At 64.8% G+C, this 16,445-nt stretch carries 11 protein-coding genes; 1 reads left to right on the forward strand and 10 read right to left on the reverse strand.

Features of this window, described 5'->3' with window-relative positions:
- The first annotated feature begins 41 nt into the window (after positions 1 to 41).
- Entirely contained in the window at positions 42 to 2,189 is a 2,148-nt protein-coding gene (locus GTZ99_RS01785) for a prolyl oligopeptidase family serine peptidase (RefSeq protein ID WP_161717030.1), read from the forward strand.
- A 22-nt stretch (positions 2,190 to 2,211) separates the two neighbouring features.
- Here GTZ99_RS01785 and GTZ99_RS01790 read toward each other — a convergent pair whose 3' ends face one another.
- From GTZ99_RS01790 to GTZ99_RS01835, 10 genes are all read right to left on the reverse strand, one after another.
- A complete protein-coding gene (locus GTZ99_RS01790; protein ID WP_161716563.1) occupies positions 2,212 to 3,225 on the reverse strand; it encodes an LLM class flavin-dependent oxidoreductase in 1,014 nt (337 codons plus the stop codon).
- A gap of 139 nt (positions 3,226 to 3,364) precedes the next feature.
- On the reverse strand, positions 3,365 to 4,765 hold the full coding sequence (lpdA, locus tag GTZ99_RS01795) for a dihydrolipoyl dehydrogenase (RefSeq protein ID WP_161716564.1): 1,401 nt from the start codon (positions 4,763 to 4,765) through the stop codon (positions 3,365 to 3,367).
- Between the two features lie 20 nt (positions 4,766 to 4,785).
- Entirely contained in the window at positions 4,786 to 6,006 is a 1,221-nt protein-coding gene (gene odhB, locus GTZ99_RS01800; protein ID WP_161716565.1) for a 2-oxoglutarate dehydrogenase complex dihydrolipoyllysine-residue succinyltransferase, read from the reverse strand.
- Positions 6,007 to 6,039: 33 nt separating this feature from the next.
- The gene (locus tag GTZ99_RS01805; protein WP_161716566.1) at positions 6,040 to 8,892 is read right to left on the reverse strand and encodes a 2-oxoglutarate dehydrogenase E1 component; all 2,853 of its coding nucleotides are present in this window, start codon (positions 8,890 to 8,892) and stop codon (positions 6,040 to 6,042) included.
- A gap of 163 nt (positions 8,893 to 9,055) precedes the next feature.
- A complete protein-coding gene (sucD, locus tag GTZ99_RS01810; RefSeq protein WP_161716567.1) occupies positions 9,056 to 9,946 on the reverse strand; it encodes a succinate--CoA ligase subunit alpha in 891 nt (296 codons plus the stop codon).
- Positions 9,947 to 10,071: 125 nt separating this feature from the next.
- Positions 10,072 to 10,674: a hypothetical protein gene (locus tag GTZ99_RS01815; protein ID WP_161716568.1), complete on the reverse strand. Its 603-nt coding sequence runs from the start codon at positions 10,672 to 10,674 to the stop codon at positions 10,072 to 10,074.
- Between the two features lie 9 nt (positions 10,675 to 10,683).
- Positions 10,684 to 11,646, reverse strand: coding sequence for a malate dehydrogenase (gene mdh, locus GTZ99_RS01820; RefSeq protein ID WP_161716569.1), 963 nt, complete (start codon positions 11,644 to 11,646; stop codon positions 10,684 to 10,686).
- Positions 11,647 to 12,106: 460 nt separating this feature from the next.
- Positions 12,107 to 13,978, reverse strand: coding sequence for a putative bifunctional diguanylate cyclase/phosphodiesterase (locus tag GTZ99_RS01825; RefSeq protein ID WP_227711020.1), 1,872 nt, complete (start codon positions 13,976 to 13,978; stop codon positions 12,107 to 12,109).
- Positions 13,979 to 14,302: 324 nt separating this feature from the next.
- Positions 14,303 to 14,623: a hypothetical protein gene (locus GTZ99_RS01830; RefSeq protein WP_161716570.1), complete on the reverse strand. Its 321-nt coding sequence runs from the start codon at positions 14,621 to 14,623 to the stop codon at positions 14,303 to 14,305.
- Positions 14,624 to 15,046: 423 nt separating this feature from the next.
- Complete coding sequence (locus tag GTZ99_RS01835) at positions 15,047 to 16,180, reverse strand: cell wall hydrolase (protein WP_227711021.1); 1,134 nt, start codon at positions 16,178 to 16,180, stop codon at positions 15,047 to 15,049.
- Positions 16,181 to 16,445 lie beyond the last annotated feature (265 nt).

Here is a 16,445-nt window from a genome sequence, read left to right on the forward strand (position 1 = left end):
AGCCATGGCGCCGGGGGACAAGATGGGCGGCCGGGGTGGCTTTGGCGGCCGTGGCGGTGGGCAGCGCGCTGGCGCAGCCACAACCAGCCGGAGCCCCTGCGGTGAGCGCGCCGGTGCCTGCCGGGCCAGCCTATCCCGCCACGCGGCGCGACAGCCTGACCGAAACCCATTTTGGTGAGAGCGTGGCAGATCCCTATCGCTGGCTGGAGCAGGATGTGCGCACCGCGCCAGAGGTTGCCGCGTGGGTGGAGCAGCAGAACGCGCTGACCCATGCGCAATTGGCGCAACTGCCGGCCCGCGCGTGGTTTGGTGGTCAGATCAAGGCGTTGATGGACTATGCCCGGTATGGTCTGCCGGTGCGGGCCGGGGGGCGCTATTTCTACACCTATAATTCGGGGCTGATGAATCAGGCGCAATTGCTGGTGCGTGAAGGGCTGACCGGCACGCCGCGCCTGTTGCTGGACCCGGCGTCGTGGGCCGCGGACGGTGCGACGGCGCTGGATGGCTGGACGCCCTCCAAGGACGGCAAGCGGCTGGTCTATAGTGTGCAGGACGGCGGCAGCGACTGGCGCAGCCTGCGCGTGCTGGACGTCAACACCGGCAAACCGCTGGCCGATGAGCTCCGCTGGGTCAAGTTCTCCGGCATGGCGTGGGTCGGCAATGATGGCTTTCTCTATTCGCGCTATCCCGAACCGGCCAAGGGGCAGGATTTTCAGGCGCGCAATTACAACCATGCCGTCTATTACCACCGCATCGGCACGCCGCAGAGCGTCGATCAACTGGTGCTCTCCACCCCCGATCAGCCCGCGACCAACCATTCGGCGGGCGTGACGTCGGACGGGCATTATGCGGTGATCATCAGCTCGGTGGGGACGGACAACCGGTTCGAACTGCGCGTGATCGACCTGAAAGGGCGGGGCAAGGGCTGGCCGGTGCGGCAGTTGGTCAGCGGGTTTGACCATGACTGGCGGCTGATCGACAGTGTGGGCACGCGGCTGTGGTTTGTGACGAACAAGGATGCGCCGCGCCGCCGGGTGGTGTCGATCGATCTGGCCGAAACCACGCCGCAATGGCGCGAAGTGGTGCCGCAGCGGGCCGAGACGCTGGAGGATGCCTCGATCGTGGGCGACCGGCTGGTGCTGGGGATGTTGCGCGATGCGGCCAGCATCGTGGAAACCCGCGCGCTGGATGGCAGTGCTCCGGCGGAGATCAAGCTGGGTGGGATCGGCACGGCCGGTGGCTTTGGCGGCGAGCCGGGCAATACCGAGACTTTCTATGCCTTTACCAGCTTCAACCGTCCGGCGACGATCTATCGGCTGGATGTGGCGAGCGGGCAAGCCAGCGTCTTTGCCGCGCCCCAACTGGCGTTCAATCCTGATGATTTCGTCGTCGAGCAGCGGTTCTTCACCTCACGCGATGGGACGCGGGTGCCAATGTTCATCGTGCGGTCGCGCGCAATCGCCACCTCGGGCAAGCCGGTGCCGACGCTGCTTTATGGCTATGGCGGGTTTGACATTTCGCTCACCCCCACGTTTTCGGCCACCAACATGGCGTGGCTGCGGGCAGGGGGCGCCTATGTCATGGCCAATCTGCGCGGGGGCGGCGAATATGGCGCGGCGTGGCATGATGCGGGCCGCCGGTTGCACAAGCAGAACGTGTTCGATGACTTCATCGCGGCGGGCGAATACCTGATCGCCCATGGCTTTACCCCGCGCGGCGGCTTGGCGGTGCAGGGGCGGTCGAACGGAGGCTTGTTGGTGGGCGCGGTGGTCAATCAACGGCCCGACCTGTTCGCGGCGGCCAATCCGGGCGTGGGCGTGATGGACATGCTGCGCTTTGACCAGTTCACGGCGGGGCGGTACTGGGTGGATGACTATGGCTATCCGGACAAGGAGGCCGATTGGCGCTATCTGCGGACCTATTCGCCCTATCACAACATCCGTTCTGGCTTGGACTATCCGGCGGTGCTGGTGACGACGGCGGACACGGATGACCGCGTGGTGCCGGGGCACAGTTTCAAATATACCGCCGCGTTGCAGGCCGCCTCTGTTGGGGCCAAGCCGCATCTGATCCGCATCGAAACGCGCGCCGGTCATGGCGCGGGCAAACCCACCGGCAAGGTGATCGAGGAAGGCGCCGATGTTTTGGCCTTTCTGGCCCATTACAGCGGGTTGACGCCCGCGCAATAGGGCTGCCGGGGGCGCAGGGGCCTCACTCTGCCGGGGCGGGTGCCTGTGTCGCCATCGCAAAGGCCTGCGCGGCCAGATCGATCGAGCGCAGCCGCGCGGCGTGGTCATAGATCTGGCTGGACAGGATGATCTCGTCAGCCTGCGTCTGGGCGATGATGGCGCGCAGTTGGTCGGCCACCTGTTCGCGCGTGCCCACGGCGGAATAGCGCAACATCTCGTCCAGCATGGCGCGGGCGGGGTGGGGCAGGCTGGCGTAATAGCCCGGCACCGGCGGGCGGAAGCGCGTGGGCGCCGATCCCGAGCGCAGCGCGACAAAGCCTTGTTGCATCGAGGACGCCAACAGTTCGGCCTCCTCGGCGGTGTCGGCGGCAAAGACATTGACTGCCACCATGGCTTGTGGCTTGCGCTGATGCTCGGAAGGCTGGAACTGGTGGCGATAGATCAACAGCGCCTGTTCCAGCATGGCGGGTGCGAAATGGCTGGCAAAGCCATAGGGCAGGCCCAGCGCGGCGGCCAATTGCGCGCCATAGGTAGACGAGCCAAGGATCCAGATCTGCGGATTTGCCCCCGCGCCCGGCACTGCCGTCACGCCCAGTGAGGGATCACCCGCGAACATCGCCTGCAGCTCCAGCACATCCTGCACAAACCCATCCGCGCCGCCCTGCAACCCGCGCCGCAGCGCCTGCGCCACCCGCCCGTCCGAGCCCGGCGCACGGCCCAGCGCCAGATCGATCCGGCCGGGATAAAGTGCGTCCAACGTGCCGAACTGTTCGGCGATCTGCATCGGCGCGTGGTTGGGCAACATGATGCCGCCCGCGCCAATCCGGATGGTTTGCGTGTGCGCGCCCACATGGGCCAGCACCACCGATGTCGCCGCCGCGCCCACGCCCAGCATGCCGTGATGTTCGGCCACCCAATAACGGTGGTATCCGGCGGCCTCGCAGGCCTGTGCCACTTGGGCGGCGTTGGCAAAAGCCTGGGTCAGCGTGCTGCCCTGACAGATCGGCACCAGATCGAGGAAGGAGAGCTGTGTCATGCCCGCCAATGTGGGGGCAGGCGTAGCGCTGGGCAAGGCGTAGAGTGTGTCCAGCTCCAAACAAAGCGCGGGCCCAAACAAAACGCGGGCGAAGGTTGCCCCCGCCCGCGTGATGTTATGTGCCCAAGGAAGGCAGCGATCACATATGGATCGGCTTGCCCTGCACGCCCATGGCGGCTTCCTTGATCGCTTCCGAATGGGTCGGGTGCGCGTGGCAGGTATAGGCGATGTCTTCCGACGTGGCGCCAAATTCCATCGCCTGCGCGGCCTGCGCGATCATCGTGCCGGCAACGCTGGCAATCGCCCACACGCCCAGAACGCGATCGGTGGCGGCGTCCGCAATGACCTTGACGAAGCCTTCGGGCTCGCGGTTGGCCTTGGCACGGCTGTTGGCCATCATCGGGAACTTGCCCACCTTGATCGCGCCGCGCGCCTTGGCGGCTTCTTCGGTCAGGCCCACGCCCGCGAATTCCGGCGTGGTATAGACCACGCCCGGGATCACGTCATGGTTGACGATGCCGGTCAGGCCCGCGATGTTTTCAGCAACGGCAATGCCCTCGTCCTCGGCCTTGTGGGCCAGCATCGGACCGGGGATCACGTCGCCGATCGCCCACACGCCATCGACGGCGGTGCGGAAGTCATGGTCGGTTTCGATCTGGCCGCGCGCGTTCAGCGCCAGACCGATCTTGTCCAGACCCAGACCATCGACATTCGGGCGACGGCCAATGGCCACCAGCACGCAATCGGCCTCGATCGTCGAAGCCTCGCCACCAGCGGCGGGTTCCACGGTCAGCGTGGCCTTGCCGCCATCGACCGAAGCGCCCGTGACCTTGGTCGAAAGCATCAGGTCCATGCCCTGCTTCTTGAAGATCTTGGCGGCTTCCTTGCGGACTTCGCCGTCCATGCCGGGCAGCAGCTGGTCGAGGAATTCGACCACGGTGACCTTGGCGCCCAGACGGCGCCACACCGAGCCAAGCTCCAGACCGATCACGCCGCCGCCGATCACCACCATGTGGTTCGGCACGCGGTCCAGCGCCAAAGCGCCAGTCGAATCGACAATCACGCCCGCATCATTGTCCACCGGCACACCCGGCAGCGGGGTGACCGACGAACCGGTGGCGATGACGATATGCTTTGCCGTCACGGTTTGCCCGGCCACCTCAACGGTGTGGGCGTCCTTGAAGGTGGCATAGCCCTTCTTCCAGTCGACCTTGTTCTTCTTGAACAGGAATTCGATGCCGCCGGTCAGTTCCTTGACCACGGTATCCTTTTCGCCCTGCATCACCGACAGGTCCAGCTCGACCGGGCCGGTCTTGACGCCAAACTTGGCCAGCGTGCCGTGCGCGGCTTCCTCGAACAGCTCACTGCCGTGCAGCAGCGCCTTGGACGGGATACAGCCGACGTTGAGGCAGGTGCCGCCCAGCGTGGCGCGACCCTCGACGCAGGCGGTCTTCATGCCCAGCTGCGCGGCGCGGATGGCCGCGACGTAACCGCCGGGGCCAGCGCCAATGACAAGGACGTCGTATTGATAATCAGCCATGATGCTCAGTCCTTATCCGCTTAGAGGTCGATCAGCAGACGGGTGGGATCCTCGATCGCTTCCTTGATCGTCTTGAGCGCCGTCACGGCTTCGCGGCCGTCGATGATGCGGTGGTCATACGAAAGCGCGATATACATCATCGGGCGGATCACGATCTGACCGTTGCGGACCACGGGGCGGTCCTCGATGCGGTGCAGGCCCAGCACGGCCGACTGGGGCGGGTTGATGATCGGGGTCGACATCAGACCGCCGAACACGCCGCCGTTCGAGATGGTGAAGGTGCCGCCAGCCATGTCAGCCATGGTCAGCGCGCCGTCCTTGGCCTTCTTGCCATAGTCGGCGATGGCCTTCTCGATGTCGGCAAAGCCCATCTTGTCAACGTTGCGCACCACCGGCACGACCAGACCGTTGGGAGCCGAGACGGCCACCGACAGGTCGACATAGTCGAAATAGACGATCTCATCGCCCTGGATCTGGGCGTTGACGGCCGGGATGTCCTTGAGCGCAAGACAGGCGGCCTTGGCGAAGAAGGACATGAAGCCCAGCTTGACGCCATGCTTCTTTTCAAAGCTGTCCTTGAAGCGGTTGCGCGCTTCCATGACGGCCGACATGTCGACGTCGTTGAAGGTGGTCAGCAGCGCGGCATCGTTCTGCGCGCTCTTCAGACGCTTGGCGATGGTCTGGCGCAGGCGGGTCATCTTGACGCGCTCTTCGCGGCGTTCGTTCGCCGGGGCGGCGACGGCGGCGGGCACCACAGGGGCGCCGCTGGCCGCGCGCGACTGGGCGGCGGCGACAACGTCTTCCTTGGTGATGCGGCCGTCCTTGCCGGTGCCCTTGATGGTGGCCGGATCGATGCCGTATTCCAGCACCGCGCGGCGCACGGCCGGGCTCAACACAGCCGGATCGCTGCTTTCGCTGGCGGCCTCAACCGGGGCGACCGGGGTGGCGGGCGCGGCAACGGCGGGCGCCGGCGCAGCAGCCTTGGGCGCGGCAGCCGCAGCGCCGCCAGCCTCGATCGTGGCGATCACAGCGCCGACCGTCACGGTGGCGCCTTCCTCGGCCAGATGCGCGCCCATGACGCCCGCAACGGTCGAGTTGACCTCGATCGCGACCTTGTCGGTTTCCAGGCTGGCGATGGGCTCGTCCAGAGCGACCGCTTCACCAGGCTGCTTCAACCACTGGCCGATGGTGGCCTCGCTCACCGATTCACCCAGCGTGGGGACTTTGATTTCCGTGGACATGGTTCAATATTCCGAGATGAAAAGGGGGAAGGATCAGTTCTTCTTCTGGCGGCGGATTTCACCGCGCGCCGACAGGTGCAGGGCATCAGCCACCAACGCGCCCTGTTCGGTAGCGTGGCGCTTGGCCAGACCCGTCGCCGGCGAGGCCGACGCATGGCGACCAGCATAGCGGGCGCGGCCCACCTTGCTCTTGGCCGCGCTCAGCGCTTCCTCGATCAGCGGCTCGACAAAGAACCACGAACCGTTGTTCTTCGGCTCTTCCTGACACCACACGACGTCTTCCAGATTGGGCATGCGGGCCAGACGGGCGGCCAGCGGCTCACCCGGGAAGGGATAGAGCTGTTCCAGACGGATGATCTGTGTGTCGGTGATCTCGGCGTTGTTGCGCGCCTCGATCAGGTCATAGGCCACCTTGCCGGTGCACAGCACAACGCGCTTGGTATCGGCATCGGCCGCGCCGTTGGTGTCCGACAGGATGCGCATGAAGTGCCCATCGCCGATGAACTCCTCGGCCTTCGACTTGGCCAGCGGGTGGCGCAACAGGCTCTTGGGGCTCATGATGATCATCGGCTTGCGGAACGGACGATGCATCTGCCGGCGCAGCAGGTGGAAATAGTTGGCCGGCGTCGTGACGTTGCACACCTGCATGTTGTCCTCGGCGCACAGCTGGAGGTAACGCTCCAGACGGGCGGACGAGTGTTCCGGACCCTGACCTTCGTAGCCATGGGGCAACAGCATCACCAGACCGTTCGCGCGCAGCCACTTGCTTTCGGCCGAGGCGACATATTGGTCAAAGATGATCTGCGCGCCGTTGGCAAAGTCGCCGAACTGCGCTTCCCACAGCACCAGCGTTTTGGGGTCGGCGCTGGCATAGCCATATTCAAAGCCCAGCACGCCATATTCGGACAGCGGGCTGTCATAGACCTCGAAGAAGCCATGCGGCACGGTCTTCAAGGGCACGAACTTGCGCTCGGTGTTCTGGTCAACCCAGACGGCGTGGCGGTGGCTGAAGGTGCCACGGCCGCAGTCCTGACCCGACAGGCGCACGGCATAACCTTCGGACAGCAGCGAACCGAAGGCCAGCGCTTCGCCGGTGGCCCAGTCAAAGCCCTCGCCGCTGGTGAACATCTCGCGCTTGGCGTCCAGCACGCGGTTCAGCGTCTTGTGGACGGTCAGGTCGTCAGGGACGGTCGTCAGCGTGCGGCCCAGGCTGTCGAACAGCTTCTGCTCGATCCCGGTGGGCACGTTGCGGCGGGCGGTTTCGGGGTCCATCGGCTGGTTGAACCCGCTCCAGCGGCCGCCAAACCAGTCGGCCTCATTGGCCTTATAGGTCTTGGAGGCGTCGAAGTGTTCTTCCAGATGGTTGGTAAAGGCGGTGATCTGCTCGGCCAGGAAACCGCCGTCGATCACGCCCTGCGACTGCAGGCGCTGCGCGTAGATTTCCGACACGCCCTTATGCGCGCGGATCTTCTGATACATCAGCGGCTGGGTGAAACCGGGCTCGTCGCCTTCGTTATGGCCAAAGCGGCGATAGCACCACATGTCCACGACGATATCGCGGCCAAAGGTCTGGCGGTAGTCAATCGCCAGCTTGCAGGCAAAGGTGACCGCTTCGGGATCATCGCCATTCACATGGATGATCGGCGCCTGCACGCCCTTGGCCACGTCCGAGGGATACGGCGAGCCGCGCGAGAACTGCGGGCTGGTGGTAAAGCCGATCTGGTTGTTGATGATGAAGTGGATGCAGCCACCGGTGTTGTAGCCCTTGACCCCGGACAGGCCAAAGCATTCCCACACGATGCCTTGCCCCGCAAAGGCCGCGTCACCGTGGATCAGCACGGGCAGCACCTGCTTGTGGCGGGCGCCAGGGCCGATGTCGTCACCGATATCATCGCGCAATTGCTGATAGGCGCGCACCTTGCCCAGCACGACAGGGTCAACGGTTTCCAGATGCGAAGGGTTGGGCATCAGGCTCATGTGCACCTTGATACCGTCGAATTCACGGTCGGTGCTGGTGCCCAGATGGTACTTCACATCGCCCGAACCGCCGACATCGTCAGGGTTGGCGCTGCCGCCCGAGAATTCGTGGAAGATCACCTTGTACGGCTTGGCCATGACGTTGGCCAGCACGTTCAGGCGGCCACGATGGGCCATGCCATAGACGATTTCCTTGACGCCCAGCTGGCCGCCATACTTGATCACGGCTTCCAGAGCGGGGATCATGGCCTCGCCGCCGTCCAGACCAAAGCGCTTGGTGCCGACGTACTTCTTGCCCAGGAACTTTTCGTACTGCTCACCGCGCACGACGGCCGACAGGATCGCCTTCTTGCCCTCGGGGCTGAATTCGATGTGCTTGTCGGCGCCTTCCATGCGGTCCTGCAGGAAGCGGCGCTCGTCCACGTCGGTGATGTGCATGTATTCCAGGCCGACCTTGCCGCAGTAATTTGCGCGCAGGATGTCGACGATCTCGCGGATCGAGGCCCACTGCATGCCCAGCGTGCCACCCAGGAAAATCTTGCGGTCCAGAGCAGCGCCGGTGAAGCCGTAATATTCCGGCGTCATGTCGGCGGGCAGGTCACGCTTGTGCAGGCCCAGCGGGTCCAGATCGGCGGCCAGATGCCCGCGCACGCGATAGGTGCGGATCAGCATGATCGCGCGCAGCGTGTCGTTGGCGGCCTCTTCGACGGACGCGTCGCTGACGGGCGTGCCCTTCTTTTTGGCGTCGGCCTTGATCGCGGCCTTCAGCACCATGGGGTCCAGCGCCTGCGTCAGATCATCCTCTGCGCCGCCGCCCACCAAGGGCCAGTTCTTGCGTTGCCAGCTGGGGCCGGCTTGTGGCGCTTCCTGACCCATGTCGGGAAGAAAATCGTGGCTCTCGCTACCCATGGCCTCACCTTGTGTCGCGCCGCGCTCGGGCGCCGGTCATTTGCTTGTCGCCACCGCTGCCCCGGGGAGGAGACATGGCGATGGTCATTATCCAATTGTCACCGGGCAAGGTTAACCGGCGATTGCCGCCAGCCTATGCCCTTGCCCGGTAACGCAGTCGTTTTTAGGCCTTCAGCGCTTCGGCCAGCGTTTCACCCAGCAGGCTGGGCGAGGGGCTGACGCGGATGCCGGCGGCTTCCATGGCCGCGATCTTGTCTTCGGCGCCGCCCTGGCCGCCCGAAACGATCGCGCCCGCGTGGCCCATGCGGCGGCCCGGAGGCGCCGTGCGGCCCGCGATAAAGCCAGCCATCGGCTTCTTGCGGCCACGCTTGGCTTCGTCCTTCAGGAACTGAGCGGCTTCTTCTTCGGCGCTGCCGCCGATTTCACCGATCATGATGATCGACTTGGTTTCATCGTCCGCCAGGAACAGTTCCAGCACGTCGATGAAGTTGGTGCCGTTGACCGGGTCACCGCCGATGCCCACAGCCGTGGTCTGGCCCAGGCCGATGTTGGTGGTCTGGAACACCGCTTCATAGGTCAGCGTGCCCGAACGCGACACAACGCCCACCGAACCCTTCGAGAAGATGCTGCCGGGCATGATGCCGATCTTGCACTCGTTCGGGGTCAGCACGCCGGGGCAGTTCGGGCCGATCAGGCGCGACTTGCTGCCCGACAGGGCGCGCTTGACGCGGACCATGTCCGACACGGGGATGCCTTCGGTGATGGCGACGATCAGTTCGATCTCGGCATCGATGGCTTCCAGGATCGAGTCAGCGGCGAATGGCGGCGGAACATAGATGACCGAAGCGGTCGCGCCCGAAACAGCCTTCGCCTCGGCGACGGTGTTCCAGATGGGCAAGCCGGTTTCGTCATGCGTGGTGCCGCCCTTGCCGGGGGTCACGCCGCCAACCATCTGCGTGCCATAGGCCAGCGCCTGCTGGGTATGGAACGTGCCGGTCTTACCGGTCATACCTTGGGTGATGACCTTGGTGTTCTTGTTGATCAGGATCGACATGGAATCGGTGGTCCTTGGTTAAATCAAGCCGATTGTGGATAGTAGGTGCAGGTGGTCTGGTGTTGCCACCGCGGCGGCGCAGGTAGGCGCTGCGTTGCGCCGGGGGTGGCAGAAAATGGCGGGGGTCATGACACATGCCCTCCGATGGCCTGGGTGGTCAGCACCAGTCCGCGCAACGCGAAACTGGCCGACACGGCATCGTCGCCGCGCAGGAAACTGACCTCGACCGAGTGGCCGGAGTGGAAGCCGGGCTCCCACAGATATTGCGTGCCGCCATCGGGCAGCGGCAGCGTGCCGGTGTGACGCTTGCCGATCAGGCGGGCCAGTTGGCGCGAGGCGATCGGGGCGGCGGCATCGAAATCATAGACGCGACAGCCGTTGGCCCACAGGCCCGGAGCGGCGGTGCGCCCCTGATCGACATAGCGCGACTGAACCAGCCACAACACACGCCCCGCAACGGTGCGGGTGTATTGAGCGCTGGCAAAAGTGGCCTCGGGCGCGTCCTTCATCGCGGCGTCACGGCCGCGCGCAATCAGCGTGGCCAGACGCGGATGGGCGTCTTCGGGCACCGCTGACCAGCCTGCCCCGCGCGCGGTGGCGGCCATATGCGCATAGTCGCGCACCTGACCGCACACCTGACGGAAAGCCGCGAACAACGCCCTGTCCTGCGTCGAGGGCAGGGGCGCTGTGGCGGCCGCCGCGGCGGCAACAAGGCTGATCAGTGGCACGTTGTCCGATTAGGCCAGCGAGGGGTCGATGCCCTTGCACGCGACCAGCAGTTCCTTCACGGCGTCAACCGACACCTGCAGGCCCGCCTTGTCCGCGTCGTCCAGCTCGATCTCGATGACCTTTTCGACGCCATTGGCGCCGATCAGCACCGGCACGCCGACATACAGGCCGTCAACGCCATACTGGCCATCGACATAGGCGGCGCAGGGCAGGATGCGCTTTTGGTCGCGCAGGTACGCTTCAGCCATGGCGATGCCCGAGGTGGCCGGGGCATAGTACGCCGAACCGGTCTTGAGCAGGGCCACGATCTCGCCGCCGCCCGAACGGGTGCGCTGCACGATGGCGTCGATGCGCTCCTGAGTCGACAGGCCCATCTTGATCAGATCGGGGACGGGGATGCCGTTGACGGTCGAGTAACGGGTGACGGGCACCATCGTGTCGCCGTGGCCGCCCAGCACAAACGTGTTCACGTCCTTGACCGAGACGTTGAACTCGTCAGCGATGAAGTGGCTGAAGCGGGCCGAATCCAGCACGCCGGCCATGCCCACGACCATGTTGTGCGGCAGGCCCGAGAATTCGCGCAGCGCCCACACCATCGCGTCCAGCGGGTTGGTGATGCAGATGACGAAAGCGTTGGGGGCGTTGTCGCGGATGCCTTCGCCCACGGCCTTCATGACCTTCAGGTTGATGCCCAGCAGGTCGTCGCGGCTCATGCCCGGCTTGCGGGCGACACCGGCGGTGACGATGATCACGTCTGCGCCAGCGATGTCGGCATAGTCGTTCGAGCCGGTGATCTTGGCGTCAAAGCCTTCGACCGGGCCGCACTGCGACAGGTCCAGCGCCTTGCCCTGAGGCACGCCTTCGACCACGTCGAACAGCACGATGTCACCCAGTTCCTTCTGAGCGGCCAGGTGAGCGAGGGTGCCGCCGATGTTGCCGGCGCCAATCAGGGCAATCTTCTTGCGTGCCATGGGGAAAACCAGTCCTTCCCTTTTGCGGGGCTTCCCTCCGGCTTCATTGCCGGATGAGAGCGAGAGCGTGTCGAGGGTGTTTCGCGCAGTCCCGCAAGCGCGCGAAGCCTCGGTGTTGATCGTGTGGGCCGGGCATGGGTCCGGCTTCGAGGCTCGCCCTATTCCTGTCTTTTGCGCAATGCAAGCTATGAAAAGGTCGAATCCGCGACAAGTTTGTGCGACTTATTCGCAATAGCATTTATCTATGTGAGATTGGTTAAATCCTCGCCATTTCACCTAATCCATGTTCCGCATTGGCACCTTCACGCGGCGGCCATCTGTCGACTCTCCACCCAGCGAACAGCCGGTTTGCGTCACCGCATCCGTATGCGCGGGAATCGCACCCGGGTCATACAGCACAACGCCCCGGCCGTCATCGAGCCGAGGCGTGATTGCCGCGTTGGGAGGCGATCTGGCCGGTTCAGGCCGACCGGCGGCGGCGCTGCTTGTCTGGGTCGGGCAAGGTGGTGGCGGGCGGGGTGACGATGCGCGGCATGCTTTCGTCGCTGGTCTCGATCGCGGCCGGGGTGTCCTCGTCAAAGCGGCGGGCCTCTTGTGCCAGCAGCATCGCGGCCAGATAATCGGGCACGGCGCGGCTGAAATACCACCCCTGACCCAGCGTGCAGCCCGCCTGACGCACGGCCTGCACCTGCTCCAGCGTCTCCAGACCCTCGGCGACGATCTCCATGCCCAGCGATTGCCCCATGCCCGACACGGCGCGGATGATCGCGGTGCTGGTTGTGCCGACATTGATGCCCGAGACAAAGCTGCGGTCGATCTTGATCTTCTTGAACGGATATTTGTCCAGATAGCCCAGCGAGGAATAGCCGGTGCCAAAATCGTCCAGCGCGAAACGCACGCCCGCCTCGGACAATTGCTTGATAAAGGCGTCGGTGTTGGGGCTGTGTTCCAGCAGGACGGTCTCGGTGATTTCCAGTTCCAGCCGGGTCGGGTCCAGCTTGGCCTCGCGCAGGGCGTTCAGGATGCCCAGCGCCGCGCCCGGTGCCTTGATCTGCAACGGCGACAGGTTGACCGCCAGCGTGACGTGATCGGGCCATGTCGCCGCGACCTTGGCCGCCTGCGCCGTGATCCAGTTGCCCAGCGTGATGATCGCGCCGCATTCCTCGGCCACGGGGATGAATTCGTCGGGGCGCAATTCGCCCTTTTCGGGGTGGAACCAGCGCACCAGCGTTTCGAACGCGCGGATGCGGCCGGTGTTCAGGTCGATCAGCGGTTGGAAGAACACCGACAATTCGTCGCGCTGCAGCGCCAGACGCAGTTCGGCCTCGATCTCGCGGCGGCGGACCAGCGCGCGGGTCATCGCCGCGTCAAAGAAGGTCACTTGCTTGCGCCCGTTCACCTTGGACTGGAACAGCGCCAGATCGGCCCCTTGCAGCACGGTTTCCAGATCGGTGCCGTCATCGGGCAGCACCGCGATGCCGATCGAGCAGCCAACCTCCAGCCGGTCATTGTCGATGCGGATCGGGCGGATGATCTCGGCCAGCAATTCGTCGGCCAGGCGCTGGATGTCCTCGCGCGCGTCCGCCTCGCAGGCGATGATGAATTCGTCGCCGCCGAAACGGGCGATGCAGGCGTCCGCCGGCGATTGCTTGCGCAGGCGCGCGGCCACCTCGCACAACAGGCGGTCGCCCACCTGATGGCCCAGCGTGTCGTTCACTTCCTTGAACTTGTCCAGATCCAGCCAGAACAGGGCCAGACGGCGGCCCGGCTCCAGATCCATCAGCTTTTCGACCAGTTGATGGTTCAGGCCCGCGCGGTTGTGCAGGCCGGTGACGACATCGGTGCGGGCCAGATGCTGCATCTTGTCGGCCAGGCGCTGGCTGGTTTCGGCCGCTGAGATCGAATCGCGCAGCGTCTTGAACACGTTCATCGTGATCGAAGTCATTGCCGGCAACAGCAGCGTGATCGAGAAGGCCAGCACCTTGGCCGCGATTTCGCTGCGCATGGCCAGCGCGATGCATACCGGCGTCAGCGTCAGGATCATCTGGCCGATGGCGATCGCCGGACGGCCCGCATTGCGCGCGGCGATCCCCACAGCATAGCCGATGGCATTGGCTACCATCAGCGTCTCGGCCACCGGCGGCACCTTGTACAGCACAGTCAGTGTCGCCATCATGCCGATGGCGGTGGAATAGCTATAGGCGCCCAGTTCGTAGATGAATTCCAGCACGCGCGCATTGGTGTTGCGCAGGCGCGGCAGGATCAGGCTGGCCGCCACGCGCAACAGCGCCACCGCGCTGAGCGTATAGGCCGCCAGATAGAGTTGCGGCATATCCGACACTCGCGCTGCCGTCAGGCTGGTGACGATGCCACAGGCTGCGCCGATCGCCAGGCTGGCGGGCTGCGTGTACAGCGTCGAGACCAGAATCGCGCGGACCTGATCGTCGATGGCAGTCGTCCTGAACAGGACGCGCAGGCTGTTTTTGAACCGGGTGATGGGGCAAACTCCCTCGGATAGTCGGTTAAAACTATCCGGTCAGGAGTCACCGATTGGTTAATTTGCGCGAAATTTCATCCCTAGGGGCGGCGGGTGTGCAGATAAACGAAGGTTAATGGCGCGCCGTGATGCCTCTATGGGCGGGAAAACTGATAGCGCCTACCGTTCGGCCGCCGTCGAGGGATGGCGGCGGGCGCTGATCGCGTCGGCCATGCGGCGGTCCAGCGTGCGGCACACCGCCAGCCAGTGGCGGTACGAATCGCGGTCACCGTTGAAGAACGCCTTTTCCGCATTGGCGCGGGCCCGTTCGGCCGCGCCCAGCCCGTGCCGCGCGAAATGGCGCAGCGCTGATTGCAACAGCACGTTGCGGGCAATGCCCGCCTCACAGTCGTTTGCCGGTTGAGGGGGCCGATGATAGCACAAGGCCCGAGCCACCGCGCTGCATTCGCCTGTTCCGGCGGCGGCAAATCGGATTGACATCGGGCTCAACTCCCCATTGGCTATACAGGTGCAACACTAACGCGGCGGATATACACTCTCGGGCACTAAACCTTTGTGATCCGGCGTGGTTATCAACCTGCATACAAGGCAACGCGGGATCACCGGAGAATCATCGGAGCGGTTGCTCCGGTGTACTCGGGGAGGCAATCAGCCGCACCGGACAGAACATGACAGTCATAGATTGTTTGCTCGACCCTATCCCGGCTGGAGGCGAGAGCTATGCGTCAAGCCATGATCGATGGCATGCGCGATGTGTCTCCCACTCCCCTTGTCACAGCCGGGGTGGGGCACCCATAAGCAACCGCATGGATGATGCAATCGGCTTTTTCGGCCGAAATGAATATTTGTCGGGCCAAGGGTGACAAAGCTGTTGATGACGTGGCGCTCTTGTCGCCGTATTGGTTATTGCGGGCTGCCGATCCAGCGTCCGCTGTCCTGATATTCGGGGCGAACGGCCTCTGTGCCGGGCAATGCGCGCGCGCGATAGGCCGCGTCGCCGCCGTGGCGAATCACATCACTGGTATAGGCGGGGGCGGCCGCGACCGGAGCGGGCACCGTGCCGCGCGGCGCGGCGGTCAGGCGCAGGCTGGCCTCATAGGCGCGTTCCTGCGCCAGCGGGTCGGCCAGATCCTGTGGGTCGGGACGCGAATTGCGGGCATGGGCAACAGCCAGCGGTTCGATGCCGGTGTAATTGACGCGGAAAGCCGCAGGCGTGCCAGCGGGGCCGCGCATGGTGTAAAACCGGTGCGCGCCGATCTGGCCGATGAAGTTCAGGCTGTCGGCCCAATAGGGGTGCACGGCAAAGGTGTGGTAATGCGTCGCCAGCCCCACCGGGCGATAGACGTAACCGGCCAGGGCCGCCTGCGCGACCTTTTGCGCGCGGTCCCAGAAATAGCGGCTGGGTTTGCGCATCAACGCGCCGTCACAGGTGAACGAGAACTGGCAGCCGGTGTTGCGTTCCGACCCCTGAAACACCACGCCGCACACCGTATTGGGGAACGAGGGGTGGGCCACACGGTTCAACACCACCTGCGCCACGGCGCGCTGGCCGCCGTCGGGCTCGCTGGCTGATTCGTAATAGATGGCCGCGGTCAGGCATTGCAGCGCGCGGGCCTTGTCCTCGGCGCTGCCCATTTGCGCCAGCGCGCGGGCGGCGGGGCCGGGGGTGGTCAGTCCATCGCCGGGCTGGTCATCGGCAGGGGCGGCCTCGCCGTCCCAATGGCTGCCGGGGATCAGGCTGGAAATGGCCGAACGGAATGTGCCGTCACGCGCCGGGGCCGGATCGCTGTCGGACGCCAGGTAGTAATAGGCAGAACCGGGAAAGCTGCCGCCGGGTTGCTCGAACGGCATGGGGGCCATTTCGGCGTCTTCGGCCACATAGTCATCGCGCGTCAGCGTGCCCGCCAGCGCCTGTGCCCCGCCGGCGCCCCGCACGGCCTGAATGCTCATCACCGTGGCGGCGGCCACGGCCAGCGCGGCGGCCTGGCGCATCCATTTGCGCTGGCTGGCCTTGGTCTGGGTGGCGGCGATGCTCATCGGGAAATCTCGCAGGAACAGAGCGTGGAAATCACGGGGACGCGGGTCTTCTTGCGGCCATTGCGGCTGGGCGACATAGGCATTTGCAACAAGTGCACGAGGCAGGTTCATCCCAGTTGTCCGGCGTTTGCGATGGCGGGTAAGGATGGCCTAAACCGCCTTTTTCCCGCATGCATCCGCCGATTCCGCGCTGTATCATCGCGGTACGAGCCATGCCCCTAATCCTTAACGGCTTAACATTCGGTCGCCGGATCAGGGTTAATCT

This window comes from Novosphingobium ovatum, assembly GCF_009909235.1.
GTDB lineage: Bacteria > Pseudomonadota > Alphaproteobacteria > Sphingomonadales > Sphingomonadaceae > Novosphingobium > Novosphingobium ovatum.